Source organism: Flavobacterium sp. 83 (genome assembly GCF_000744835.1).
In the GTDB taxonomy this organism is placed as follows: domain Bacteria; phylum Bacteroidota; class Bacteroidia; order Flavobacteriales; family Flavobacteriaceae; genus Flavobacterium.
This window is the reverse complement of record NZ_JQMS01000001.1, coordinates 524,398-550,424: the sequence shown is the minus strand read 5'-3', so window position 1 is coordinate 550,424 and position 26,027 is coordinate 524,398. Positions and strand designations below refer to the sequence as shown.

General features: G+C 34.2%; 21 protein-coding genes and 2 riboswitches. Of the genes, 17 read left to right on the top strand and 4 right to left on the bottom strand.

The window, feature by feature from the left end; translation table 11 throughout:
- Nucleotides 1-27: 27 nt before the first annotated feature.
- The 3 genes from T410_RS02470 to metK form a co-directional block, all read right to left on the bottom strand.
- Nucleotides 28-642 (bottom strand): deoxynucleoside kinase, encoded by a 615-nt coding sequence (locus T410_RS02470; RefSeq protein ID WP_035668387.1) that lies wholly within the window; start codon nucleotides 640-642, stop codon nucleotides 28-30.
- Nucleotides 642-1,433 (bottom strand): hypothetical protein, encoded by a 792-nt coding sequence (locus T410_RS02465; RefSeq protein WP_035668384.1) that lies wholly within the window; start codon nucleotides 1,431-1,433, stop codon nucleotides 642-644. The genes T410_RS02470 and T410_RS02465 overlap by 1 nt, the downstream gene beginning before the upstream one ends.
- A 151-nt stretch (nucleotides 1,434-1,584) precedes the next feature.
- Complete coding sequence (gene metK / locus T410_RS02460; RefSeq protein ID WP_035673975.1) at nucleotides 1,585-2,835, bottom strand: methionine adenosyltransferase; 1,251 nt, start codon at nucleotides 2,833-2,835, stop codon at nucleotides 1,585-1,587.
- A 793-nt stretch (nucleotides 2,836-3,628) separates the two neighbouring features.
- Here metK and T410_RS02455 point away from each other — a divergent pair.
- The 7 genes from T410_RS02455 to T410_RS02425 all read left to right on the top strand — a co-directional run bounded on the left by T410_RS02455 (nucleotide 3,629) and on the right by T410_RS02425 (nucleotide 11,806).
- Entirely contained in the window at nucleotides 3,629-4,912 is a 1,284-nt protein-coding gene (locus tag T410_RS02455; protein WP_035668382.1) for an O-acetylhomoserine aminocarboxypropyltransferase/cysteine synthase family protein, read from the top strand.
- 534 nt (nucleotides 4,913-5,446) lie between these two features.
- Nucleotides 5,447-5,656, top strand: a complete 210-nt coding sequence (locus T410_RS02450) for a hypothetical protein (RefSeq protein WP_035668380.1) — start codon at nucleotides 5,447-5,449, stop codon at nucleotides 5,654-5,656.
- A gap of 229 nt (nucleotides 5,657-5,885) precedes the next feature.
- Nucleotides 5,886-5,994: riboswitch (SAM riboswitch) on the top strand.
- 79 nt (nucleotides 5,995-6,073) lie between these two features.
- Nucleotides 6,074-7,036, top strand: coding sequence for an alpha/beta fold hydrolase (locus T410_RS17185; protein WP_238567336.1), 963 nt, complete (start codon nucleotides 6,074-6,076; stop codon nucleotides 7,034-7,036).
- A 24-nt stretch (nucleotides 7,037-7,060) separates the two neighbouring features.
- On the top strand, nucleotides 7,061-9,475 hold the full coding sequence (gene thrA / locus T410_RS02440) for a bifunctional aspartate kinase/homoserine dehydrogenase I (RefSeq protein ID WP_035668377.1): 2,415 nt from the start codon (nucleotides 7,061-7,063) through the stop codon (nucleotides 9,473-9,475).
- Between the two features lie 86 nt (nucleotides 9,476-9,561).
- Nucleotides 9,562-9,996 (top strand): OsmC family protein, encoded by a 435-nt coding sequence (locus tag T410_RS02435; protein WP_035668375.1) that lies wholly within the window; start codon nucleotides 9,562-9,564, stop codon nucleotides 9,994-9,996.
- 46 nt (nucleotides 9,997-10,042) lie between these two features.
- Nucleotides 10,043-11,215, top strand: coding sequence for a PLP-dependent aspartate aminotransferase family protein (locus T410_RS02430; RefSeq protein ID WP_035668373.1), 1,173 nt, complete (start codon nucleotides 10,043-10,045; stop codon nucleotides 11,213-11,215).
- Nucleotides 11,216-11,395: 180 nt separating this feature from the next.
- Nucleotides 11,396-11,806 (top strand): Rrf2 family transcriptional regulator, encoded by a 411-nt coding sequence (locus tag T410_RS02425; RefSeq protein ID WP_035668371.1) that lies wholly within the window; start codon nucleotides 11,396-11,398, stop codon nucleotides 11,804-11,806.
- Nucleotides 11,807-11,954: 148 nt separating this feature from the next.
- Here T410_RS02425 and T410_RS02420 read toward each other — a convergent pair whose 3' ends face one another.
- Complete coding sequence (locus tag T410_RS02420) at nucleotides 11,955-12,737, bottom strand: sulfite exporter TauE/SafE family protein (protein WP_035668369.1); 783 nt, start codon at nucleotides 12,735-12,737, stop codon at nucleotides 11,955-11,957.
- Between the two features lie 196 nt (nucleotides 12,738-12,933).
- Here T410_RS02420 and T410_RS02415 point away from each other — a divergent pair, with 196 nt between their 5' ends.
- The 10 genes from T410_RS02415 (at nucleotide 12,934) to metF (ending at nucleotide 26,013) form a co-directional block, all read left to right on the top strand.
- Complete coding sequence (locus tag T410_RS02415; protein WP_035668367.1) at nucleotides 12,934-13,635, top strand: phosphoadenylyl-sulfate reductase; 702 nt, start codon at nucleotides 12,934-12,936, stop codon at nucleotides 13,633-13,635.
- Nucleotides 13,636-13,699: 64 nt separating this feature from the next.
- Entirely contained in the window at nucleotides 13,700-14,599 is a 900-nt protein-coding gene (gene cysD / locus T410_RS02410; RefSeq protein WP_035668365.1) for a sulfate adenylyltransferase subunit CysD, read from the top strand.
- Between the two features lie 159 nt (nucleotides 14,600-14,758).
- A complete protein-coding gene (locus T410_RS02405) occupies nucleotides 14,759-16,003 on the top strand; it encodes a sulfate adenylyltransferase subunit 1 (protein ID WP_035668363.1) in 1,245 nt (414 codons plus the stop codon).
- 87 nt (nucleotides 16,004-16,090) lie between these two features.
- Nucleotides 16,091-18,181 (top strand): HEPN domain-containing protein, encoded by a 2,091-nt coding sequence (locus T410_RS02400; RefSeq protein WP_035668361.1) that lies wholly within the window; start codon nucleotides 16,091-16,093, stop codon nucleotides 18,179-18,181.
- A complete protein-coding gene (gene cobA / locus T410_RS02395) occupies nucleotides 18,174-18,947 on the top strand; it encodes a uroporphyrinogen-III C-methyltransferase (RefSeq protein ID WP_035668359.1) in 774 nt (257 codons plus the stop codon). The genes T410_RS02400 and cobA overlap by 8 nt, the downstream gene beginning before the upstream one ends.
- A gap of 2 nt (nucleotides 18,948-18,949) precedes the next feature.
- Nucleotides 18,950-19,594, top strand: a complete 645-nt coding sequence (locus tag T410_RS02390; protein WP_081897793.1) for a bifunctional precorrin-2 dehydrogenase/sirohydrochlorin ferrochelatase — start codon at nucleotides 18,950-18,952, stop codon at nucleotides 19,592-19,594.
- Between the two features lie 107 nt (nucleotides 19,595-19,701).
- On the top strand, nucleotides 19,702-20,754 hold the full coding sequence (locus T410_RS02385) for an NAD(P)/FAD-dependent oxidoreductase (protein ID WP_035668357.1): 1,053 nt from the start codon (nucleotides 19,702-19,704) through the stop codon (nucleotides 20,752-20,754).
- A gap of 92 nt (nucleotides 20,755-20,846) precedes the next feature.
- A riboswitch (SAM riboswitch) is annotated at nucleotides 20,847-20,963 on the top strand.
- 246 nt (nucleotides 20,964-21,209) lie between these two features.
- Nucleotides 21,210-22,211: a homocysteine S-methyltransferase family protein gene (locus T410_RS02380; protein ID WP_035668355.1), complete on the top strand. Its 1,002-nt coding sequence runs from the start codon at nucleotides 21,210-21,212 to the stop codon at nucleotides 22,209-22,211.
- A gap of 84 nt (nucleotides 22,212-22,295) precedes the next feature.
- Nucleotides 22,296-24,977 carry a methionine synthase gene (gene metH, locus T410_RS02375; protein ID WP_035668353.1) on the top strand — a complete coding sequence of 894 codons (2,682 nt, stop codon included), beginning with the start codon at nucleotides 22,296-22,298 and terminating at the stop codon, nucleotides 24,975-24,977.
- Nucleotides 24,978-25,056: 79 nt separating this feature from the next.
- Complete coding sequence (gene metF, locus T410_RS02370) at nucleotides 25,057-26,013, top strand: methylenetetrahydrofolate reductase [NAD(P)H] (RefSeq protein ID WP_035668351.1); 957 nt, start codon at nucleotides 25,057-25,059, stop codon at nucleotides 26,011-26,013.
- Nucleotides 26,014-26,027: the final 14 nt, after the last annotated feature.

The following is a 26,027-nucleotide window of genomic DNA, read 5'->3' as shown; positions in this document are numbered from 1 at the left end:
TATGAAGCATTTTTTTGTTGTGTAAATCTAAAATAACCCATTTAGCTCCGCATCGATACGATTAAATATGTTTCCTAAATCTTCTGGATTATCCACAAAATTAATATTGTCAACATCTATAATTAATAATTTACCTCGGTCATAGGTATGAATCCAGGCTTCATAACGTTCATTCAGTCGGCTTAAATAGTCAATAGAAATGGTAGATTCGTAATCACGCCCGCGTTTGTGTATTTGACCTACAAGATTTGGGATAGAGCTTCTCAAATAAATTAATAAATCAGGGGCTTTAACCGTTGATTCCATTAATTCGAAAAGAGAAGAATAGTTTTGAAAATCACGATTTGTCATTAAACCCATGGAGTATAGATTGGGGGCAAAAATATGTGCATCTTCATAAATCGTTCTGTCTTGAATAACTTTTTTGCCACTCTCCCGAATTTGCATTATTTGACGAAAACGGCTATTCAAGAAATAAATCTGCAGATTAAAAGACCAACGCTCCATTTGATGATAGAAATCATCCAGATATGGATTGTCAACTACATCTTCAAAATGGGGTTCCCACTTAAAATGTTTAGCCAATAATTGTGTTAAAGTTGTTTTTCCTGAGCCAATGTTTCCTGCTACTGCTATGTGCATTACGGTATTGTGATTTTATAATTTGTAATTCCTTCAAATGTAAAAATAGATAAAATTTGGTCTTTGTAGCTGAATTTTTTAAACGTTTTTTCTGAAATTTCAATTTCGAATTTTTGATTCTTTTCAATGTCTTCAATTGTCAGAATGGAGTTCTTGGAAAAGATAAATTGATTGTCGTTGATGATTTCTATCGAATCAAAATCAGATGTTTTTCCTTTCTTTGTTATTTTTCCAAAAATGTCACAGGAAAACCAATTGTTTTTATCATCTATCCAATAAAAAGCATTGAAATTTGATTGATAGTATTTTATGCTTTCCGGGAAAGAAGTGGAAATTACTTTGTAGTCATTTTTTAAATAATCATAAAGTCCAATTTGCTGATTCAAAATGTTGTAAACCCATAATTGGTTCTGAGAAGCTATTCCTATAGCGTTCACAACTATTGGAATTAGATTTTCTGAGAAGTTTATTTTCTGAGTTTCGTTCAGTTGATTGTCAAGTAGAATAACAGTATTGAAATTTTCGTAGAACAAAACAATTTTTAAAGGATTTAGTAAATCTACTTTCGTGATTTTTCCCAATGTAATGTTTTTGTATTCTAAAGATTCGTTGTCTTTTATTTTAGAAAAGACATTGTTCTTAATCGTATAGTAGGAGCCAAATTGATCGTATCCTAAAAATTGATCGGCGTCAATAGTTACCTGATTTATCTTCGAAGAAAGTAGTTTTTGGTTTTGTCCAAATGCAATCGAGATTGTAGTAAAGCAGCAAAATAGAATCAGGTTTCTCATAATTCAAGCAAATTACAAAAAAAGTGCAAAACTATTAGTTTTTGACTATTAAGTTAAATTTTTCTGCTTGCTGTTTTTTTAGCTTACTAGTGCTAAAATAAAAACCCAGCTCAATCGAGCTGGGTCATATGTATAAATAGAATTGTAATTTTTACAATCCAAATGCTGTTTTGACTTGGTCTACGAAATCTAATTTTTCCCAAGTAAACAATTCAACAGTGACTGTTTTTTCGTTTCCACCTGGAGCAGAGAAAGTTTTAGTTACCGTTTCTGGAGTACGTCCCATATGTCCGTAAGCTGCAGTTTCACTGTAAATTGGATTTCTTAATTTTAAACGTTGCTCTATAAAGTAAGGACGCATATCAAAAATAGCTTCTACTTTTTTAGCAATTTCACCATTGGTTAAATTCACTTTTGAAGTTCCGTAAGTATCAATAAAAATACCCATTGGTTTTGCAACTCCAATTGCATAAGAAACTTGAACTAAAATTTCATCTGCAACACCTGCTGCAACTAAGTTTTTAGCGATATGACGAGTTGCATAAGCAGCACTTCTGTCTACTTTACTTGGGTCTTTTCCAGAGAATGCACCACCACCGTGAGCACCTTTTCCACCATATGTATCAACAATAATTTTTCTTCCTGTAAGTCCAGTATCTCCGTGAGGTCCTCCAATTACGAATTTTCCTGTTGGATTAATATGGTATTGGATTTTATCATTGAATAAATGAGCATGCGCAGGATTTTTAGCAATAATCCTTGGAATCAAAATTTCAACGATGTCTTTTTTGATTTTTGCTAACATTGTAGCTTCTTCATCAAAATCATCGTGTTGTGTAGAGATTACAATTGCATCAATACGAGTTGGCTTATTGTCATCACTATATTCTAAAGTTACTTGAGATTTAGCGTCAGGACGTAAATATGTAATTTCGTTATTTTCACGTCTTAAAATAGCTAATTCCTGCAATAATTTATGAGATAAATCAAGTGCCAATGGCATATAATTTTCTGTTTCATTAGTTGCATAACCAAACATCATTCCTTGGTCTCCGGCTCCTTGCTCTTCAGGGTTTTTTCTGTCGACACCTTGATTGATATCAGCGGATTGTTCATGAATAGCCGAAAGAATACCGCAAGAATTGGCTTCAAACATGTATTCGCTTTTCGTGTAACCAATTTTCTTGATTACATCACGAGCGATTTGTTGTACATCTAAATAGGTGTTAGATTTTACTTCACCTGCTAAAATTACTTGACCTGTAGTCACTAATGTTTCACAAGCTACTTTTGATTCTGAATCAAATGCTAAAAAATTATCAATTAATGCGTCTGAAATTTGATCTGCAATTTTGTCTGGATGTCCTTCGCTCACAGATTCTGACGTAAATAAATATGCCATAATAAATATAAATTTAAAATTAAGGGAGGAAAATAATTGCTGGAAAATACTAAAGGAGAGTTTCTGCTTTAGCATTTTTTCTACTGAAAATTTTTCAGCATCCATAATGAATTCGTTTCATTATGAAGAGGTTGCAATCAGTTCAAATTTTTCCTCTTGTATTCGAGTGCAAATGTATGAAACCATTTTGAATTGCAAATTAATCTTTTGTTTTTTTTAATTTAAATGAAGAAATTTAACATATTCTACTATTTCTATAGAGTTTATAAAATAAATTGATTTTTGTTTGGTAGATTCAAAAAAAGTTTGCAATTTTGCCTCATCAAATAAGGAAAAAATGAAATTAGTTACTATCAATATGTGTTGCATGATGCCGGAATCTTCCGCAGAGGGTACTATTGTGTAGTTTTAAATTTTAAAAATATATAAGTAAGACCTCTGCTAACCGCAGAGGTTTTTTTATTTTATGTTGAATCCATGATTTGAAAATTTAAAGAAGTAAAAAGAAATAAAAAGAAAGATAAATTCAATTTTGTCAAACTGATAAATAAAACCAATGATTAAAACAGTAGTAAATAAAGTGATGATGTGTTGTATGATGCGTATGTGCATCCCAATCTACTATTGCCAAAAGTGAAAGATAGAATCTTTGTTATAGTTCCAACTATAAGTCCTTTTGGTAAGCCATCCAAAAGGACTTTTTTTTACTCAATAATCTGAAAAATCAATAATCTGAAAAATCAATAAGTTCACAATCTAAAATTAATAATACTAACATTAAAATCTAAACATCATGAGCACACAAAAATTTGCAACAAACGCACTACACGCAGGACACGACGTAACAAAAAACGCAGGAACTAGAGCCGTTCCTATTTATCAAACTAGTTCGTATGTTTTCAATAACTCGGAACATGCCGCCAATCTTTTTGGTCTTGCTGAACCCGGATTTATCTATACAAGATTGAATAATCCAACAAATGACATTCTGGAGCAGCGACTAGCTACTTTAGAAGGCGGGATTGGAGCAGTAGTTACCGCATCAGGAACTGCCGCAATTGCCACAACGTTATTGGTATTGCTAAAAGCGGGTGATCATATTGTGGCTTCCAACAGTTTGTATGGCGGAACGTATAATTTATTAAAAGTTACTTTGCCAAGGTTAGGGATTACCACCACGTTTGTAGATCCATCTAATCCGGCTAATTTTAAAAATGCTGTCCAAGAAAATACCAGAGCATTTTTTGTAGAATCTTTGGGGAACCCCAAATTAGATGTATTGGATTTGAAAGCTATTTCGGCTGAAGCCAAAGCATTCAAAGTACCTTTTATTGTTGATAATACGGTTGCGTCTCCGTATTTATTGAACCCAATTCAATATGGAGCCGATATTGTCATTCACTCTTTGACGAAATACATAACCGGTAACGGAACTTCCCTGGGAGGTGTTATTATTGATGCAGGAAAATTCGATTGGGCAAATGGGAAATTTCCAGAATTCACAGAACCTTCTGCGGGTTATCACGGGTTAGTGTATCACGAAGCACTTGGGAATGCCGCTTTCATCGCTAAAGTTCGTATAGAAGGGTTGCGAGATTATGGTGCTGCTTTGAGTCCGTTCAATGCTTTTCAAATCATTCAAGGGTTAGAAACTTTAGAAATGCGTGTCAAAAGACATAGCGAAAATGCTTTGGCTTTGGCCCAATGGTTGGAAATTCAGGACGAAGTGGCTTGGGTAAACTATCCGGGATTGAAATCAAGTAAATATTATCTTTTAGGTCAGGAATATTTGCCAAAAGGACAAAGCGGGGTAGTTACTTTTGGATTAAAAGGAGGATTTGAAGCTGCCAAAAAAGTAGCCGATGAAACTAAAATATTCTCTCTTTTGGCTAATATTGGTGATACAAAATCACTGATTATTCATCCTGCCAGTACCACACACCAGCAATTGTCTGACGAGGAACAAATTGCAACGGGAGTTTCTAAAGACTTAATCCGTCTTTCTGTTGGTTTAGAAGATATTGAAGATTTAAAAGCCGATTTAAAAGCTGTTTTCGAAACGATTAATAAGTCGTAATTAGTTTAGTCTTTTTGCTTTAGTTCTCTAATATATATTAGGTAAAAACCATAGTGTAAATTATTTTTAAACTTTATTTGGAAAATTCAAAAACAATTACCATATTTGTTACAGCAAAAAAAAACAAAGATGAAATTTAATGTGTGCAATATGTCAAAAGCCATTCAGGATAAATCCTGCGGGTCGCTTATTGCTTAAGTTTAAATTAAAAATTTATATAGCAAAAGCCTCCCAGATAACGGGAGGCTTTTTTTTTGGAAATGCATCAGTTGTAATTTTTTAAACATAAAAAAACAAGAATAAAATGAATACGTTAAATCAACAGAAAATAAATAATTTAAAGGCCACAAAAATGATTTGTGTCAATGTCATTATGTGTATTTATGTCTGTTGATTCCAAAAGTATAAGTTTATAACACAACTTAAAACCCTTTTGGATATGTATCTAAAAGGGTTTTTTTTATTTATTCTGAATTTGCTTCAGAATCTATAAATTAATCAAAAGAAAAAAATAATAGCTAATATCTTAAAATTATGAGAACATTAAAAAATTTCCCAAGAACCTTTCGGTTACTAAAAAACTTTAGTTTCAGGAATAGAACAGAAAATAACAATGATTTGAAAAATGATTTGATTCATCCAAGATTTGAAGTGTCAAAAAACGATCCTTTGGCACAAAAAATAGTATCAAATTCTTTACTTTTTCTAATGTATTCAGAAGAGAATGAAGAACTGTTTATTTAAAGATTCGAATTTCAAGATCGGTTTTGAATCTGTAAAATTGTTGCTTAAAGTGTTTTTTCGACGAAGTAGAACGCCTAATATTGGTATTATTTCTTCGTCGGAAAGGCAATTGTGGGTTGTTTTTCCAGATTGTTTTTCAATGTAACAATTAGAATCAATTTGTATAAAAATTTGTTTCTTAAAAAAAATAGTAGTTAATTTGTGCCTTTAAGTTCAGAACTGTATTGAAATGTTATAAAGAAAGGCAGAGGGATTAGACCCGATGAAGCCTTAGCAACCCTTCGATTTATCGAAGAAGGTGCTGCATTCTACCACATCATAATGTGGAAAGATAACACTAAGAATTCTCCTAGTTTACTTCTAGCTTTCTTTCTAATATTTCCAGACACAAATCAAAAAATCATAAAAGATTTGAAATTGGAAAATAAACCAACACCTATTACATTACAAAATTTCACTACCGAAAGTGGTGCTTTTTATGCTACCTTAAACTTAAGTTTTCAAGTTTTTGGTCCGGCTTTACATACAGCTCCAATAGTTTTGGTAAATCATGCATTGACTGGAAATTCCCAAGTTGTGGGAGAAAACGGTTGGTGGAATGATTTAATTGGTGAAAACAAAACCATAGATACAAATAAATATACGATACTGGCTTTTAACGTTCCCGGAAATGGTTTTGATGCTACCATCATTGAAAATTATTTGGATTTTAATGCCAGAGATATTGCCAGAATTTTTATTGAAGGCGTTCATTTTCTTAAAATAAAACAACTGTACGCTATAATTGGCGGATCGGTTGGTGGAGGAATTGCTTGGGAAATCGCGGCTTTGGAACCAAAAATCACACAGCATTTAATTCCTATTGCGACAGATTGGAAATCGACAGATTGGTTGATTGCCAATTGCTTTTTGCAGGAGCAAATTCTAAATAATTCTTCGAAGCCAATTGAAGATGCTCGGATTCATGCGATGCTTTGTTATAGAACTCCAGAATCGTTCAAGTCAAAATTTGACAGAACTACTAATGCCGAATTAGCCATTTTTAATATTGAAAGCTGGTTGTGTCATCATGGTGAAAAACTCCAAAAACGATTCCAGCTTTCCTCTTATAAAATGATGAATCAATTGCTTAAAACAATCGATATTACACGAAATAGAGGGTCATTTGAATCAATTGCTTCCAAAATTGAAGCTGATATTCATATCATAGGAATCGATTCTGATTTGTTTTTTACGGTAAGTGAAAATAGAGCGACTTATGAAGAATTAAAAAAATATAAAAACAATATTACCTATCAAGAGATTGTTTCCATTCACGGACACGATGCTTTTTTGATAGAATACAAACAATTAGATAATTTGCTTGCTTCTATTTTTTAGAGCGCACAATATAAAATACATACAATGAAAATATTAAAATTTGGAGGTAAATCTCTATCGAATGGCGAGGGAATAAACAAAGTTGTCGCTATTATTACGGATAAAGTAAATCAAGGAGAAAAAATTGCTATAGTAGTTTCGGCAAGAGGAAATGCTACAGATGAATTGGAAGAAATTTTAGGAGTTGCTTCTAAAAATGCTAATTATAAAGAATTATTTGAAAACTTTAAAAAATACCAACAAGACGATTATGATGAAGTTGATTTGTCAGAAGAATTCAATGTTCTTGAAAAACTTTTTGAAGGCGTAAGTTTGATAGGAGATTACAGTAATAAAATTAAAGATCAAGTGCTTTCAAAAGGGGAGTTGCTTTCTGCAAAATTACTGACGGCTATCTTAATTAAAAATGGAGTAAATGCGCGTTTTGCTGATTCAAGAGAATTAATTAAAACGGATTCGAAATTTGGAGATGCACAACCTTTGGAACAACTTTCCAAGAAAAACGTAATCAATTATTTCAAACAAAATAACGGAACAACTGTAAATATTGTTACTGGATTTATTGGTTCAAACAGTAAAAATGACACGACAACTTTAGGAAGAAACGGAAGTAATTATACCGCTTCATTGATTGCTAATTATATTGATGCCGAAGAACTACAGAATTACACCCATGTTGACGGAATTTATACTGCGAATCCAGATTTAGTTGCTGATGCTAAAAAAATTGATCATTTGACTTTTAACGAGGCAAATGAATTGGCAAATTTTGGAGCAACGATACTGCATGCCAAAACGATTATTCCTTTATTGGAAAAAAACATTCCGCTTCGTATTTTAAATACTTTTAATCACGAAAATAAAGGGACATTAATCACTTCTAATTCTAATAAAGAAGGAATTAAAACACTTTCAGTTCTTGAAAATGTGTCATTGGTAAATCTGGAAGGAAGAGGTTTGCTTGGAAAAACTGGTGTTGATGCCCGTATTTTTAGAGTGATGGGAGACAATGATATCAGCGTAAGTATTATTTCTCAAGGTTCTTCTGAAAGAGGAATTGGATTGGTAGTTGACGCTGATAAGGCGACAAAAGCAATGATTGAATTGGAGAAAGAATTCGAAAATGATTTCTACTCGAAGGATGTGAATAAAATTACGGTTACTGATAATGTTTCGGTGATTTCTATCATTGGTCAGGATTTGAGTACGTTCCATAAGCCTTATACGGCATTGATAAAAAATAAAATTATCCCTATACTTTTCAATAACACTGTTACGGGTAAAAACGTGAGTTTGGTGGTTAAAAAATCGCAACTTCACAAAGCGTTAAATGTAATTCACGGAGAGATTTTTGGAGTTTCTAAGAAAATTAATATTGCCATTTTTGGACATGGTTTAGTTGGAGGAACGTTGATTAATCAAATACTGGAATCAGCAACAACGATTGAGAAAAGGAAAGATATTAAATTGAATGTATTTGCAATCGCTAATTCAAAAAATGTGCTTTTAAATAAAAATGGCGTTACTCCAAATTGGAGAAATGAAATTCAAAATAATGGTTTTTCGTACACAATTAATGATATAATTGCTTATGCAAATGAGCATCATTTAGAAAATTTAATTGCTATTGATAATACGGCAAGTCCTGCTTTTGTAGAAAATTATATTTCTTTGGTAGAAAGTGGTTTCGATTTGATTTCTTCTAATAAAGTAGCGAATACATTAAGTTATAGTTTTTATAAAAAACTAAGAAAAGTATTAGCCGACAATCAAAAGAGTTATTTGTATGAGACGAATGTTGGAGCGGGATTACCATTGATTGATACGATAAAATTGTTGCATCTTTCAGGAGAAAATATCACAAAGATTAAAGGAGTTTTCTCCGGTACTTTGAGTTATTTGTTTAATAATTTCTCTGCTAAGGACGTTCCGTTTAGCGAAGTTTTAAAAGAAGCTATCGATAATGGATATACAGAACCGGATCCGAGAGAAGATTTATGTGGAAATGATGTGGGTAGGAAATTATTAATTTTGGCAAGAGAATTGGATTTGCAAAATGAATTTGAAGAAATTGAAATTCAGAATTTAATTCCGGAACATTTACGAGAAGGAAGTGCATCGGAATTTTTAAATAAACTAACTGAATTTGATCCAATTTATGCTAAAATAAAAGCGGAACAAAAGCCGAATCACGTGTTGCGATATATAGGAGAATTGTCGGGTGATTTACAAAATGACAAAGGGAATCTAGAAGTAAAATTAGTTTCGGTACCTTCGGATACAGCTTTGGGTGGATTGAAAGGTTCCGACTCTTTCTTCGAAATTTATACAGAATCGTATGGAGACAGACCAATCGTAATTCAAGGAGCTGGAGCAGGATCAGCTGTTACAGCGCGTGGTGTTTTTGGAGATATATTGAGATTGTCAGATAAAGGGTAAGGATTTAAGATTATAGATTGCTTTGCCTATTCGCTCTTTCAGGCTCAGGTAAGGGTTTTTGATTTAAGATATAAAAAAAATACAAAATGAAAATAACATTAGACAGAGTAAACGAAAATTTCCATTTCGAATTAAAAAATGACCGTGGACATATTGTAAATGTAGATGCTAGACCTGATTTTGGAGGGAATGATATGGGGCCAAGCCCAATGGAATTAGTGTTAATGGGTGTTGCAGGATGCAGTGCGATTGATATGATTTCGATTCTAAAAAAGCAGCGTCAAGAAATTACTTCTTTCAAAGCTGAGGTTGAAGGGGAGCGCGTGCAAGTTGGTGAAGCAAAACCTTTCAAAGATATCCATGTTGTTTTTTCTCTTGAAGGCAATATCAAAGAAGACAAAGCAGCAAAAGCAGCACAATTATCATTCGAAAAATACTGTTCAGTTTCAAAAACATTGGAACCAACGGCAACAATACATTATAAAGTAGTTTTGAATGGAGTGGAATTAGCCAAAATCTAATTTCATCATTTTAAAACTTAGACTTTAAACTTTTTAATAAAAAAAAATGAACGAACAAGAATTTGGTTTTGAAACCAAAGCCATACGCAATCAATTAGAACGCACTCAATATTTAGAGCATTCCGTGCCTTTGTACTTAACTTCTAGTTTCGTATTTGAAGATGCCGAAGATATGCGTGCCTCATTTGCCGAAGAGAAAGATAGGAATATTTATTCTCGTTACAGCAACCCGAATACGAACGAGTTTATCAATAAAGTTTGCCAAATGGAAGGGGCAGAATCTGGTTTTGCTTTTGCATCCGGAATGGCGGCAGTATATTCTACCTTAGCCGCTTTGTTAAACTCGGGAGATCATATCGTTTCTGCAGGAAGCGTTTTTGGAGCAACACATTCTTTGTTTGTAAATTATTTTCCAAAATGGGGGATTGAAACCACTTATTTTGATATTAATAAACCCGAAACTATTGAAAGTTGTATCAAGCCAAATACTAAAATTCTTTTTGCTGAATCGCCTACGAATCCAGCAATAGATATTATTGATTTGGAATTACTAGGAGCTATTGCCAAAAAACACAATCTGATTTTGATTATCGACAACTGCTTTGCAACACCATATTTGCAACAACCTATTAAATGGGGAGCGCATTTGGTAGTCCATTCGGCAACAAAATTAATGGATGGTCAAGGTAGAGTCCTGGGTGGAATAACTGTTGGTGATGCTGAATTGATTCAAAAAATCTATTTATTTTCTAGACTTACCGGACCTTCTTTATCACCGTTTAATGCCTGGGTATTGTCTAAAAGTTTAGAAACTTTGGCAATTCGTTTAGACAGACACTGCGAAAATGCTATGAAAGTAGCTGAATTTTTAGAACAACATCCTAATGTAAATAAGGTAAAATATCCGTTCTTGAAATCGCACCCACAATATACAATTGCTCAGAAACAAATGAAATTGGGTGGCAATATTGTTGCTTTCGAAATCAAAGGTGGTCTTGAAGCCGGAAGAGCTTTCTTGGATAAAATAAAACTGTGTTCGTTGTCACCTAATTTAGGAGATAGCAGAACTATTGTAACGCATCCAGCCTCAACAACGCATAGTAAATTATCTGTTGAAGAACGTTTGGCAGTAAGTATTACCGATGGGTTAGTTCGTGTTTCGGTAGGTTTAGAAACAGTAAAAGACGTCATTGCCGATTTGGAGCAGGCACTTTCGTAAATTTTTTTGAATGAAAGATTAATGATTTTTGATTGCATATTTAGTATGTCTCAAAAATCATTAATCTCCATTTGCCATTCTTAAATCAAAAAGTATATTTTTGTTGTTATATTAAAGATAGATTTCAGATTGCTTTGAAATCAAAATCAGCAATCCTTAATCTTTAATCAAAAATCAATTATGCTCTCCAAAAAAACAAAATACGGAATAAAAGCATTGACTTTTTTGGCTCGCCAAGAAAATCAAACTCCTGTTGCTATTGCTGATATTGCAAGGTCAGAACAAATTTCAATTAAGTTTTTAGAAAGTATTTTGTTGCTTTTACGTCATTCTGGTTTTTTAGGTGCCAAAAAAGGAAAAGGAGGTGGCTACTATCTTATAAAAGAGCCGAAAGATATTGATATGGCAAAAGTCTATCGCATCCTTGAAGGTCCCATAGCGTTGTTGCCTTGTGCTAGTCACAATTTTTATGAAAAATGCGACGATTGTACAGACGAATCTTTGTGTGCCGTTCGTAAATTGATGATGAAAGTTCGAGACAATACCTTAATGATATTAGAAAATAATACCTTGGCGGATATTGCTTTTTAGTCTGTTCTGTCAAATAAAATTGTAATAAAAAAGCCCAATTCAATTAATTTAATGAATTGGGCTTTTTTTGTAAAAAGAGATTTGGTGAAAAATTGACTCTTTAACCATATTAAAAAATCAATTTTAATTTGAATAGTTCGTCATAAAACTAAAAAACCAATTTATATCCCACAAAAAATAACATTATTGCAATGGCATTTCGAAGGAACAAATCAGGTACTTTTCCACTCAACATACTTCCTATAAAAATGCCGGGAAGTGACCCTATTAATAACTGTCCTAATAATCCTAAATCTAAATTTCCCATTGAAGCGTGTCCTATTCCTGCAACAAGAGTTAAAGGAACAGCATGAGCAATCTCCGTTCCAACCAATCGAGGAGTTGGTAAAAGCGGGTACAAGAAAAATAAAGTAACTGTACCTAAAGCACCAGCTCCTATTGAAGTCAAGGTCACAGTTGCTCCCAGCATTACACCAATAGCTACCGTTAATACATTTTGAGTTTTACTTTCGCTATGAAATTTATCACCTGCATGTTTTTGAGAAAAAACTAAGAGTTTCTTTTTGAATAAAATAGCTACTGAAGTGAAAAGTAGCGCCCAACCCAAACTGTATTTTATTACAGCATTTATAGTTGAAATGTCTGTTTTAATACTATTTAATATCCATAAAGTTAGTAAAGCTGCAGGAACACTGCCTAAAGTAAGCCAGCCGGTGATGGACCAATTTATATTGCCTTTTTTATGATGTACAAACACGCCACCCATTTTAGTAAAAGCTGCATATAATAAATCGGTTCCAACAGCAGTCGTTGGTGGAATACCAAACCATAATAAAATAGGAGTCATCAAAGATCCGCCTCCTACACCTGTCAATCCTACTACAAAACCTACTGTTAAACCTGCAACAATTAATCCTAATTGAAAATCCATAAAAAAATTTTTGACAAAAATAAAGACTATTTTATAATTATCCTATAGATATGGTAGACTTTATGAAAATAATTAAAAAACAAAAAATTAATCGAAAAAAATCAAATATTATTTTTTACTTTAGAAATAAGTACTATTTTTGCATAGTAATCTACTAAACCGATAGGGTAATAGATTTTATAGTAAAAATAATAAAATGAGCGCAGCAACAGTAACTAGTTTATTAGAAAAAACAGCAAACTTCTCTATTGAGGAAACGTTTGCTTTTTTGGCTAATGAATACAAAGATAAAGTGGTTTTTTCAACCTCTTTTGGACAGGAAGACCAAGTGATTACGGCTTTAATTTCCAAAAATGATTTGCCTATTACCATTTTTACTTTGGATACAGGAAGATTATTTCAAGAGACTTATGATGTTTTTCATAAGACTTTGAAAAAGTATAAAATAGACATTAAGACCTTTTTTCCGGAAGCTAGTGCTGTGGAAGAATTATTAAATACAAAAGGTCCAAACAGTTTTTACGAATCAGTTGAGAATAGAAAAGAATGTTGTTTTATTCGTAAAGTAGTGCCGTTGACTAAAGCATTGAAAGGAAATGAAATTTGGATTACTGGCTTACGTGCGGAACAATCAGAAAACAGAAATGATTTGGCTGCTTTTGAATACGATGTTCATTTTAATATCATCAAATTCAATCCATTGTTGAAATGGACTTTGGCAGACGTTCAAAAATATATTGATGATAATAATGTGCCACAAAACGCTTTACACAAAAAAGGGTTTGTAAGCATTGGTTGTGCGCCTTGTACAAGAGCCATAGCCGAAGGTGAAGACATTAGAGCAGGAAGATGGTCGTGGGAATCGAGTCATAAAGAATGTGGTTTACACCAAAAATAATTATAAATTATAAATGATTTGTGAATCTTTAATTTTTCAATCATTTAATCTTTAAATAAAAAAAATGAGTTCAATATTAAAAACAAACGCTTTAGAAAGCGAAGCGATATACATTTTTAGAGAAGTAATTTCTCAATTTGACAAACCGGTTTTGCTTTTCTCTGGTGGGAAAGATTCAATTACATTGGTACGTTTAGCCCAGAAAGCTTTTTTTCCTGCTAAAATTCCTTTTCCATTGTTGCACGTAGATACAGGACATAACTTTCCAGAAACTATTGCGTTTAGAGATAAATTAGTAGCTGAATTAGGATTGGAATTAATTGTTCGTAATGTTCAGGATGCTATTGACGAAGGGAAAGTTGTAGAAGAGTCTGGAAAATATTCAAGCAGAAACAGTTTGCAAACGACTACATTATTGGATGCTATCGAAGAATTCAAATTTGACGCTTGTATTGGTGGAGCTCGTAGAGATGAAGAAAAAGCAAGAGCCAAAGAACGTATTTTTTCTGTGCGTGATGATTTTGGACAATGGGATGAAAAAAATCAACGCCCGGAATTATTTGATTTATTGAACGGAAAAATTGAAAATGGTCAAAACGTACGTGTTTTTCCAATTTCGAACTGGACAGAGCTTGATGTTTGGAGCTATATCGAACAAGAGCAAATAGAAATTCCATCTATTTACTTTTCGCATAAGCGTAAAGTATTTATAAGAGATGGTATGATTTGGTCGCATTCTCCTTTCGTGTTTCAAGAAGAAGATGAGGAAATCGAAGAAAGAATTGTTCGTTTTAGAACGGTTGGAGATATGAGTTGTACTGCTGCGGTTGATTCATATGCAGCAACTATTCAAGAAGTGGTTGGTGAAATTAGATCTTCCACTATTTCTGAAAGAGGAGCCAGAATTGATGATAAACGTTCTGAAGCTGCAATGGAAAAAAGAAAACAACAAGGATACTTTTAGAAAATAATTATAAGTTATGAATTATAAATTATGAATTGTTCCGAGACATTTAAAATTTAAAATTCAACATTTAAAATAAAAAAATCAAATTTAGAAGTGTATGTAAGGTGTTTTGGGAAACTTGAAACCTTAAACTTTTAAACTTTAAACAAAATTCAGATGGAAGTTTTAAAAATAGCAACAGCAGGAAGTGTAGATGACGGAAAAAGTACATTAATCGGGAGATTATTATACGATACAAAATCGTTGACTACAGATAAGATTGAAGCAATAGAAAAAAGCAGCAAGCAAAAAGGATACGATTACTTAGATTTCTCATTGGCTACCGATGGTTTGGTTGCTGAGAGAGAACAAGGAATCACGATTGATGTGGCTCACATTTATTTTTCGACTGCAAAGAAAAGTTACATCATTGCCGATACTCCAGGTCACGTTGAATATACACGTAACATGGTTACCGGAGCTTCAACTTCACAAGTTTCAATTATTTTGATTGATGCTCGTAAAGGAGTTATCGAGCAAACGTACCGTCACTTTTTTATCAATAATTTATTGAGAGTAAAAGATGTAATTGTTGCAGTAAACAAAATGGATTTAGTTGATTATTCAGAAGAAGTTTACAATAAAATTAAAGCAGACTTTCAGGCATTAAATGCAAAAAGCGCTTTCAAAGAACAGAATGTAAGTTATATTCCACTAAGTGCAATCAATGGTGGTAATGTTGCCGATAAATCAGAAAATATGCCTTGGTACACAGGACAGACGGTTTTGGAACATTTGGAATCATTGGAACCAAATGATATTTACGAAAACGGAATTGCACGTTTCCCTGTTCAAACAGTTATCAGACCAAAAACAGAGGAATATCACGATTTTAGAGGATATGCTGGGAAATTATACGGGAACAATATTAAAGTAGGAGATGCCGTTACGGTACTTCCTTCTTTAACAGAATCTACAGTAACAAATATTCACTTTTTTGATAAGCAATTTGATGAAGCTACGGCTGGTTCTTCTATCACTATAGAATTAGATAATGACATCAATGTTACAAGAGGTGATATGATTGTGAAATCTAATGAACTTCCTAAAATTGAAAAAGACATCACAACAACTGTTTGTTGGATGGACAGTAAAAAATTAGTGGCAGGTGCAAAATATTATGTACAGCACAATAGCAATCGAGTTTTGGCAAAAATTGATAGTGTGAAAAATGTAATTGCAACTGATTATTCTGGAACAACTCCAGCGACTCAATTAGCTATAAATGAAATTGGAGAAGTAACTATTAAATTGAGCAAAGCCATTTATTTTGATGCCTATACGGACAACAAATCAAACGGTGCTTTTATCTTAATAGATGCTGCAACCAATACAACAGCGGGAGTTGGTTTTATAAAATAATTTTAGCTTTTGCTAAAAAAATAAAAAAGTTAAAAGATATAGATTAACAGCTAAAAGCCCAAAGCTAATAGCTAAAAGCTAAAAAAGATGCAAAGTTTTAGAACCGAAATAGAAGATCCGATTGTTCAAAAAGAGATTATCGATTTAGAGAAAAAAATTCATTCATTCCGAAGTGGACAAATTGACGATGAGCGTTTTCGTAGTCTTCGTTTGGCACGTGGTATTTACGGTCAACGTCAAGAAGGCGTGCAAATGATTCGTATTAAATTGCCATACGGAAAAGTGACTAGCGAGCAATTGAAGAGAATTACTGAAGTGTCAGATAAATATTCTACGGGACGTTTACACATTACTACCCGTCAGGATATTCAAATTCACTATGTAAGTTTAGACAGAACACCGGAGCTTTGGTCTGAGTTAGCCAAAGATGATATCACTTTGCGAGAAGCTTGTGGAAACACAGTGCGTAATATTACTGGAAGCGAATTAGCCGGTGTAGATGTTGACGAACCATTTGATGTATCACCTTATGCACACGGTTTGTTTCAATATTTATTGCGTAACCCAATTTGTCAAGAAATGGGACGTAAATTCAAAATATCATTCTCCTCTTCTGATAAAGATACTGCTTTGAGTTATTTACACGATTTAGGATTTATTCCGAAAATTGTAAATGGTGAAAAAGGGTTCAAAATAATGTTTGCCGGTGGTTTAGGTTCTCAACCAAGTCACGCTGAATTGCTTTCAGAATTTGTACCGGTGAATCAAATTATCCCTACAGCAGAAGGTATAATTAGAGTTTTTGACCGTTATGGCGAAAGAGCAAAACGTTTGAAAGCACGTATGAAGTTTTTAATCAAAGACTTAGGGCGTGATGAATTTTTACGTTTGGTTGACGAAGAGAAAAAAGCCTTGCCTTTTCATACTTACGAAATTGACACTACCGCTTTTGAAGGACCAATTACAGAACCTTTGTTAGCAGTGCCATCAGTAACGATTGGTGATGTTGAAGCTTTTGAAGCTTGGAAAAAATCAAATGTGATTGCACAAAAACAAACAGGTTATGTGGCTATTGGTGTCAAAGTGCTTTTAGGAGATTTTTATACTGACAAAGCAAGATTATTAGCAGATTTGATTAAAAATTACGGGGCTAATGAGTTGCGTTTTTCATTAAGACAAAACATCGTTTTACGTAATATTAAAGAAGAAAATCTAGCGTTCTTTTACCAAGAATTAGCAAAATTGGATTTTGTTGCTTTAGGATATGACACTATCGGAGATATCACGGCTTGTCCGGGTACAGATACCTGTAATTTAGGTATAGCAAGTAGTACTGGTATTGCAGATGAATTAGAAAGAGTATTAAAAACAGAATACCCACAATACAGCAACAATCAAGAAATCACTATTAAAATTAGCGGTTGTATGAATGCTTGCGGGCAACATAATATGTCTGAAATTGGTTTCCAAGGAATGTCAATTAATGCAGGAAAACTAGTTGCTCCAGCACTTCAGGTATTGTTAGGTGGAGGAAATTTAGGAAATGGAGTAGGACGTTTTTCTGATAAAGTAATTAAAATCCCAAGTAGAAGAGGACCAGATGCGTTGCGTTTTATCTTAAATGATTTTGATGCCAATGGAAACGGACAATCATTCTTGAATTATTACGATGCCAAAGGAGAGAAATATTTCTATGAATTCTTGAAACCATTAGCTGATTTGACTAACCTGACTGAAGCTGATTTTGTAGATTGGGGTAATGCCGATAACTACGTAAAAGCAGTTGGAGTAGGAGAATGTGCGGGTGTTGTCATTGATTTAGTGGCTACTTTGATATTTGAGGCTAAAGATAAAATGATTTTCGCGCAAGAAGCTTTCGAAGAAGCAAAATGGTCGGATGCAATTTATTTGGCATATGCAGGTTTTGTAAATGGAGCGAAAGCAATATTATTGGCTGAAAACCAAAAAACAAATCACCACGCTGGAATTATCGACTTATTTGATACTGTTTTTATCGAAAGTAATAAAATCGAATTGGATTCAACTTTCAAAGAGTTAGTATATCAAATTAAAGCGAATGAGCCTTCTGAGGAATTTGCAAAAAAATACATTCAAGAAGGAGTTGCCTTTTTTGATAAAATAGAAAAATACAGAGCAAAAGATTTAGCTGATGCATAATACAATACAACCAAAAGTAACTTTAGTAGGTGCTGGTCCCGGCGACCCAGATTTACTTACTCTCAAAGGAGTAAAAGCACTTGCTGAAGCGAATGTGGTTTTGTATGATGCGCTGGCCAATGAAGAAATAATGAATCATGCTCCAAAAACTGCCATAAAAATATTTGTGGGTAAAAGAATTGGAGCGCATGAATATTCGCAAGATCAAATCAATCAGTTGATTGTAGATAATGCGCTTACGTATGGAAATGTGGTTCGGTTAAAAGGTGGAGATCCATTTATTTTTGGTCGTGGAAGCGAAGAAATAGAATTCGTAGAAAGTTTTGGAATCCCTACATTTGTAGTACCCGGAATTTCATCGGCAATTGCAGTTCCCGCTTATCAAGGAATTTCTTTGACCAAAAGAGGCGTTTCCGAAAGTTTTTGGGTTATTACAGGCACCACTTCCGATAGGAATTTGTCAGATGATGTAGCGCTTGCAGCACAGTCGTCAGCAACAGTTGTGATTTTGATGGGAATGAGTAAATTAGCACAAATTGTGTCTTTATTCCAAAAAGAATCCAAAGGAGAAACTCCCGTTGCGATTATTCAAAACGGAACTACTCCACAAGAAAAAGTGGGTGTTGGAACGATTAACAGTATCCAACAAGTTGTTATGGAGAACAAGTTAAGTTCACCAGCAATAATTGTTATTGGAGAAGTGGTAAAAGAAAGTGTCAAGTTCAAAGGGTTTTACGAAGAATTTATAGCAGCAGAAATAAGATAATAATGGAGCAAAACGAATTATATTCCAACAATCAAGACTCGGCACCCTTTCCTTCGGAGAGGGCTGGGGAGAGGAACGAATTATATCCTGTTTTTTTAAAATTACACAACCTCAACGTACTTATTGTAGGAGGAGGAAATGTGGGTTTAGAAAAGTTATCGTTTATGCTAAAATCCAGCCCAAATGCAAATGTTGAGGTCGTTGCACCAAAGTTTTTGTCGGAATTGGAAGAGTTAGTTAAAAAACATCCTTCGGTGAAATTAACGAAAGCTAAGTTCAAGAAAAAGATGTTGAAGAAACGGCACATGGTTATTGCTTGTACCGATGATTTGAAAGTCAATAAACGAGTATTCGATTTATCCCGAAAAAGATACTTGATTTGCAACATTGCTGATACGCCACCATTATGTGATTATTATTTGGGAGGAATCGTAACCAAAGGAAATGTCAAAATAGCCATTTCAACAAATGGTAAATCACCGACAACTGCCAAAAGATTACGAGAGTTTTTCGAAGAAATAATTCCGGACGATATTAATAAAATGGTCGAAAACCTAAATGAATATCGCAAAACGTTGAAAGGGAATTTCGAGGAAAAAGTTCAAAAAATGAATGAAATCACCGAAGCGTTAAAAAATAAAGAATAAAAGAGCCAATAAGTAACGAATGATATTTGTCATTTAAAATGGTAAAAATCAATCGTTAATTTGCAATAAAATAGTTTAGCATAATTACACACATAAAGAATAAAAAAATGGTTAAAACAGACATATTAATTATAGGAGCCGGACCAACAGGTTTATTTGCAGTTTTTGAAGCAGGATTATTAAAACTAAAATGTCATATTTTGGACGCGCTGCCACAAGCGGGCGGACAACTTTCAGAATTGTATCCAAAAAAACCTATTTATGATATTCCAGGATTTCCTGAAGTATTAGCAGGTGATTTAGTTGATAATTTGATGGAACAAATCAAACAATTCGAGCCGGGTTTTACGTTGGGTGAACGTGCTGAAACTATAGAAAAACAAGAAGACGGTAGTTTTATTGTAACCTCAAATAAAGGAAAGAAATTTCATGCTTCGGTTGTTGCAATTGCTGGAGGATTAGGAAGTTTTGAACCAAGAAAACCACTTATTGAAGACATTGAGTTTTACGAAGATAAAGGGATAAAATATTTCATCAAAAATCCAGAGAAATTTAGAAACAAAAGAGTTGTAATTGCCGGAGGTGGTGATTCTGCTTTAGACTGGAGTATTTTCTTGTCTAATGTAGCTTCTGAGGTGACTTTGATTCACCGAAGAAATGAATTCAGAGGTGCTTTAGATTCTGTTGAAAAAGTACAGGAATTGAAAAATTCGGGAAAAATAAGAATGATCACACCTGCTGAAGTAGTTGGTTTGAATGGAGCTGAACATTTGGAGTCTATTGATATAGAGGAAAATGGAGCGCACCGTACTATAGAAACAGATTATTTTATTCCTCTTTTTGGATTAACTCCAAAATTAGGTCCTATTGGAGACTGGGGATTAGATATTGAAAAAAATGCAATCAAAGTAAATAATGCTTTGGATTACCAAACGAATATTCCTGGAATTTTTGCCATTGGTGACGTAAATACATATCCTGGAAAATTAAAATTGATTCTTTGTGGATTCCACGAAGCGACTTTAATGTGTCAGGCAGCATACCAAATTATCAATCCAGGTAAGAAATATGTGTTAAAATACACTACAGTTTCTGGTGTTGACGGATTTGACGGAACTCGTAAAGAGGCTCCAAAAGCGGTGGTGAAAGCTATTGTATAACAACTTAACATAAACTAGTTAAAAAATATAGCGCTAATACTTGCAAGTATTAGCGCTATGTCTTTACTTTGCAGTGTTCCTATATTTATTGACAGTTATCACGAAAGGCGGAGGGAAAGACCCGATGAAACCTTAGCAACCCTTTATCTTTAAAGAAGGTGCTACATTCTACTTTAAACTGAAAATTCAGTATTTAAGATAGATAACACAAGAATACTTCCACAGTATTTCTCAAACCTTTTCTTGACAAAATATCGATAATTTTTTAGAGCGAATGATTGGCGCAAATTTTGCTATCATCCTTCCTGCTGTTCGCTATATCTTTTATTCTGAACCCCAGAATAAAACGATGTTGCTGCCATCAGGGCTAAAAATAAACAATAGTGAATTTTTGTAATTAGTAATTAAAAGAATAAGTCCCGATACTTTTCGAGATTTAAAAGAAATAAAAAGGTATGTCAAATATTCAAAAGGCTATAAAAGAGAGAATTCTTGTTTTAGATGGCGCAATGGGAACGATGTTGCAGCGCTATAATTTTTCCGAAGAAGATTTTCGTGGAGAACGTTTCAAAGATTTTCCACATTCTCTAAAAGGAAACAACGATTTATTATCACTGACTCAACCACAAGCTATCAAAGCAGTTCATGCCGCTTATTTTGAAGCAGGAGCTGATATAGTAGAGACCAATACGTTCTCAAGTACGACTATCGGAATGGCAGATTACCATTTGGAAGAATACGTTTATGAACTGAACTACGAATCGGCAAGAATCGCCCGTGAAGTAGCTGATGAATTCACAGCCAAAAATCCAGAAAAACCTCGTTTTGTAGCGGGTTCAATAGGACCAACAAACCGTACAGCCAGTATGTCGCCAGATGTAAATGATCCAGGTTACAGAGCAGTAACTTTTGATGATTTGCGCATTGCCTATAAACAACAAGTAGAAGCTTTGATAGACGGAGGGAGTGATTTATTATTGGTAGAAACTATTTTTGATACACTAAATGCCAAAGCAGCACTTTTTGCTATCGAAGAAGTAAAAGACGAACGCAAGATTGATATTCCCATCATGGTTTCAGGAACCATTACTGATGCTTCTGGAAGAACACTTTCTGGACAAACGGTAGAAGCTTTTTTGGTATCGGTTTCTCACATTCCATTGCTAAGTGTTGGTTTTAATTGTGCTTTGGGAGCTGATTTATTAAAACCATATTTGCAAACTTTATCGCAAAACACTTCTTTTAATGTTTCTGCACATCCTAATGCAGGATTACCAAATGCTTTTGGAGAGTATGATGAAACGCCGCAAGAAATGCAAGCACAAATCAAAAGCTATTTAGATGATAATTTAGTGAATATCATAGGCGGTTGTTGTGGAACAACCCCAGAACACATCAAGTTGATTGCTGATATCGCTAAGGAGTATAAACCGAGAGTATCAACAGAAACAATGTAAAACGTAGAGACACGATTTATCGCGTCTGAATTATAGCCATAAAATCATTGTAATTATTGGGTTTGAGGCACAAAAAAATAAAAAATGGCACAAGCAGAAACTAGAAGAAACCTTGTTTTATCGGGATTAGAACCTTTAATCATTACGCCGGAAAGCGTATTTGTAAATATTGGGGAAAGAACAAATGTTACAGGTTCTAGAAAATTCCTTCGGTTAATCAAGGAAGAAAAATACGAAGAAGCACTTAGTATTGCAAAAGAGCAAGTGGAAGGTGGCGCACAAATCATCGATATTAATATGGATGAAGGAATGCTGGATGGTGAATATGCCATGACAAAATTCCTGAATTTAATAGCTGCCGAACCGGATATTTCTCGTGTGCCAATAATGATTGACAGCTCAAAATGGGATATCATTGAAGCGGGATTAAAAGTAGTGCAAGGAAAAAGTGTGGTGAATTCTATTTCTTTGAAAGAAGGAGAAGAGCAATTCATTCACCATGCTAAATTGATTAAGCGTTATGGTGCTGCAGCAATTATAATGGCTTTTGACGAAACTGGACAAGCAGATAATTTCGAACGCAGGATAGAAATTTGCCAACGTTCTTATGATATATTAGTGAACAAAGTTGGTTTTCCTCCGCAGGATATTATTTTCGATTTGAATATATTTCCGGTGGCTACAGGAATGGAAGAACACCGCTTGAATGCTTTGGATTTCTTTAGAGGAACCAAATGGGTTCGAGAGAATTTACCTCATGCACACATCAGTGGAGGTGTAAGTAATGTTTCGTTTTCGTTTAGAGGAAATGACACGGTTCGGGAAGCGATGCACTCGGTTTTCTTGTATCATGCGATAAAAAACGGAATGACAATGGGGATTGTAAACCCAGAAATGCTTTCTATTTACGACGAAATTCCAAAAGACTTATTAGAACACGTTGAAGATGTAATTCTAAATCGTCGTGATGATGCTACTGAACGCTTATTGGATTTTGCTGAAAATGTAAAAGGAGATGTCAAAAACAATGAAAAAGCAGTTCAAGAATGGCGCTCAGGAACAGTCCAAGAAAGAATAACGCACTCACTTGTAAAAGGAGTGGATGCCTTTATAGAAATCGACGTTGAAGAAGCGCGATTAGCTGCTGCAAAACCTATCGAAGTCATTGAAATCAACTTGATGACAGGAATGAATGTTGTGGGTGATTTGTTTGGTTCGGGTAAAATGTTTTTGCCACAGGTGGTGAAATCAGCTCGTGTAATGAAGAAAGCGGTTGCTTATTTGTTGCCTTACATTGAAGCCAGCAAACAAGCGGGTGACAAGCAAGGGAACGGAAAAATCCTGATGGCAACAGTAAAAGGAGATGTACACGATATTGGTAAAAATATTGTTTCAGTGGTTTTGGCTTGTAATAATTATGAGATTGTGGATTTGGGTGTAATGGTAGCTCCAGAGAAAATTATTGCTGCAGCTATAGAACACAACGTTGATATTATTGGTTTAAGCGGATTAATAACGCCATCATTGGATGAAATGGTGTATCTCGCTAAAGAATTAGACAAAAGAAATATTAATATTCCTGTAATGATTGGTGGAGCAACAACCTCACGAGCACATACCGCTGTGAAAATTGCGCCGCAATATAAATCAACAGTGATTCACGTAAACGATGCTTCAAGAGCAGTTACGGTAGCAGGAAATTTATTGGATCAGAATAGAAAAATTTATGCTAGTGATATTCGTGCTGAATATGATGCGTTTAGAGAAACATTTTTGAATCGTTCGCGCGATAAAAATTTCTTAACCATTGAGCAAGCGCGCAAAAATAAATTGCAGTTGGATTGGGATAATTTTACGCCTGTAAAACCCAATGTGATTGGAGAGCAAATTATCGAAGTCGATTTGGATGTTTTAGTTCCGTATATTGACTGGACGCCATTTTTTAGAACATGGGAATTGTTTGGAAAATATCCAGCGATTTTGACGGATGATGTAGTAGGGGAGCAAGCAACGTCTGTTTTTGCAGATGCACAAGAAATGTTGGAAGTTATTTTGAAAGAAAAGAAACTGACCGCCAAAGGAATCTACGGAATTTTCCCTGCTAATCAAGTCAATGATGATGATATTGAATTAACCGACGAAAACGGAAAACTATTACAAACGTTCTTGACCCTTCGTCAACAATCACAAAAAACTAAAGGAGCGCCTAATATCGCTTTAGCTGATTTTATTGCGCCAAAAGAAAGCGGTAAAGCGGATTATATGGGTGCGTTTTGTGTAACAACCGGTTTTGGTGTGGATGAATGGGCGGCTGAATTCGAAAGAGATTTGGACGATTACAATTCGATTATGGTAAAAGCATTGGCAGATCGTTTTGCAGAAGCTTTCGCCGAATATTTGCACGAAAAAATACGTAAAGAAATTTGGGGTTATTCATCAGATGAAAACATGAGCACCGAAGCAATGATTGCCGAAGAGTACAAAGGAATTCGTCCGGCACCAGGATACCCAGCTTGTCCAGACCATTTAGAAAAACCAACGATTTGGAAACTTTTGAATGTGGAAAAAGAAATCGGAGTAACTTTGACCGAGAGTATGGCAATGTGGCCCGCTTCTTCAGTTTCAGGATATTATTTTGGAAACCCAGAAAGTAAGTATTTTGGACTTGGAAAAATAAAAGAAGACCAAGTTATTGATTACGCAAAACGCAGAAGCGTTTCGACAGAAGTAGCAATGAAATGGTTGAACCCGAATATAGCAGATTAAAACATAGTCGTAAAGTCAAAAGTCATAAAGTCCAAAGGACGTGACTTTCGACTTTTGACATTCAAACTTTAAGACTTAGATGAAAGTAACACAGCATATAGAAGCAGCAAAAGGAGAAACATTATTCTCTTTCGAAATCATTCCGCCTCAAAAAGGCAAAAGTATTCAGGAATTATACGATAATATTGATCCATTAATGGAGTTCAGACCACCATTTATAGACGTAACAACTTCTCGCGAAGAATACATTTACGTTAATAAAGGCAATGGTTTGTTAGAAAAAAAACTAACCAGAATGCGTCCTGGAACTCTAGGAATTTGTGCGTCTATCAAGCACAAGTATAACGTAGATACAGTTCCTCACGTACTTTGCGGTGGTTTTACCAAAGAAGAAACTGAGTATTTATTAGTAGATTGTCACTATTTGGGAATTGATAATGTGATGGCCCTACGTGGTGATGCTATGAAAGATGAACAATCTTTTGTGCCGAAAGAAGGAGGAAATAATTTTGCGGTTGATTTAGTGAAACAAATTAACCAATTGAATTGCGGAAAGTATTTGCACGATGTAATGGATATTGATAACAAAGCTAATTTTTGTATTGGAGTTGCGGGATATCCAGAGAAACATTTGGAGTCTCCGTCTTTAATTTCTGATTTAAAGAGACTGAAAGAAAAGGTTGAAGCAGGTGCTGATTATGTAGTGACGCAAATGTTTTTTGATAATGCAAAATATTTTGAGTTTGTTGCCAAAGCTAGAGAAATGGGAATTACTGTTCCTATTATTCCAGGAATAAAACCTATTGCAGTGCAAAGACACTTACAAGTATTGCCACAGATTTTTCGAATCGATTTGCCTGAAGATTTGATAAATGCTGTAGATAAATGTAAAAATAATGCTGACATCAGACAAGTAGGAATAGAATGGGCAATTCAACAATCATTAGAATTGAAAGCTGCGGGCGTTCCCGTGTTGCACTATTATTCTATGGGAAAATCAGAAAATATCCGACAAATAGCGAGTCAAGTTTTTTAATTGATATAATTTAA

Excerpts from the sequence above, each read along its gene's own strand:
- cobA (WP_035668359.1), top strand. The coding sequence starts at position 18,174 with ATGCATAATACAATACAACCAAAAGTAACTTTAGTAGGTGCTGGTCCC.
- T410_RS02430 (WP_035668373.1), top strand. The coding sequence starts at position 10,043 with ATGAACGAACAAGAATTTGGTTTTGAAACCAAAGCCATACGCAATCAA.
- T410_RS02415 (WP_035668367.1), top strand. The coding sequence starts at position 12,934 with ATGAGCGCAGCAACAGTAACTAGTTTATTAGAAAAAACAGCAAACTTC.
- metF (WP_035668351.1), top strand. The coding sequence starts at position 25,057 with ATGAAAGTAACACAGCATATAGAAGCAGCAAAAGGAGAAACATTATTC.
- T410_RS02425 (WP_035668371.1), top strand. The coding sequence starts at position 11,396 with ATGCTCTCCAAAAAAACAAAATACGGAATAAAAGCATTGACTTTTTTG.
- thrA (WP_035668377.1), top strand. The coding sequence starts at position 7,061 with ATGAAAATATTAAAATTTGGAGGTAAATCTCTATCGAATGGCGAGGGA.
- cysD (WP_035668365.1), top strand. The coding sequence starts at position 13,700 with ATGAGTTCAATATTAAAAACAAACGCTTTAGAAAGCGAAGCGATATAC.
- T410_RS02455 (WP_035668382.1), top strand. The coding sequence starts at position 3,629 with ATGAGCACACAAAAATTTGCAACAAACGCACTACACGCAGGACACGAC.
- T410_RS02470 (WP_035668387.1), bottom strand. The coding sequence starts at position 642 with ATGCACATAGCAGTAGCAGGAAACATTGGCTCAGGAAAAACAACTTTA.
- T410_RS02400 (WP_035668361.1), top strand. The coding sequence starts at position 16,091 with ATGCAAAGTTTTAGAACCGAAATAGAAGATCCGATTGTTCAAAAAGAG.
- metH (WP_035668353.1), top strand. The coding sequence starts at position 22,296 with ATGGCACAAGCAGAAACTAGAAGAAACCTTGTTTTATCGGGATTAGAA.
- metK (WP_035673975.1), bottom strand. The coding sequence starts at position 2,835 with ATGGCATATTTATTTACGTCAGAATCTGTGAGCGAAGGACATCCAGAC.
- T410_RS02450 (WP_035668380.1), top strand. The coding sequence starts at position 5,447 with ATGAGAACATTAAAAAATTTCCCAAGAACCTTTCGGTTACTAAAAAAC.
- T410_RS02390 (WP_081897793.1), top strand. The coding sequence starts at position 18,950 with ATGGAGCAAAACGAATTATATTCCAACAATCAAGACTCGGCACCCTTT.
- T410_RS02465 (WP_035668384.1), bottom strand. The coding sequence starts at position 1,433 with ATGAGAAACCTGATTCTATTTTGCTGCTTTACTACAATCTCGATTGCA.
- T410_RS02420 (WP_035668369.1), bottom strand. The coding sequence starts at position 12,737 with ATGGATTTTCAATTAGGATTAATTGTTGCAGGTTTAACAGTAGGTTTT.
- T410_RS02405 (WP_035668363.1), top strand. The coding sequence starts at position 14,759 with ATGGAAGTTTTAAAAATAGCAACAGCAGGAAGTGTAGATGACGGAAAA.
- T410_RS02385 (WP_035668357.1), top strand. The coding sequence starts at position 19,702 with ATGGTTAAAACAGACATATTAATTATAGGAGCCGGACCAACAGGTTTA.
- T410_RS02380 (WP_035668355.1), top strand. The coding sequence starts at position 21,210 with ATGTCAAATATTCAAAAGGCTATAAAAGAGAGAATTCTTGTTTTAGAT.
- T410_RS02435 (WP_035668375.1), top strand. The coding sequence starts at position 9,562 with ATGAAAATAACATTAGACAGAGTAAACGAAAATTTCCATTTCGAATTA.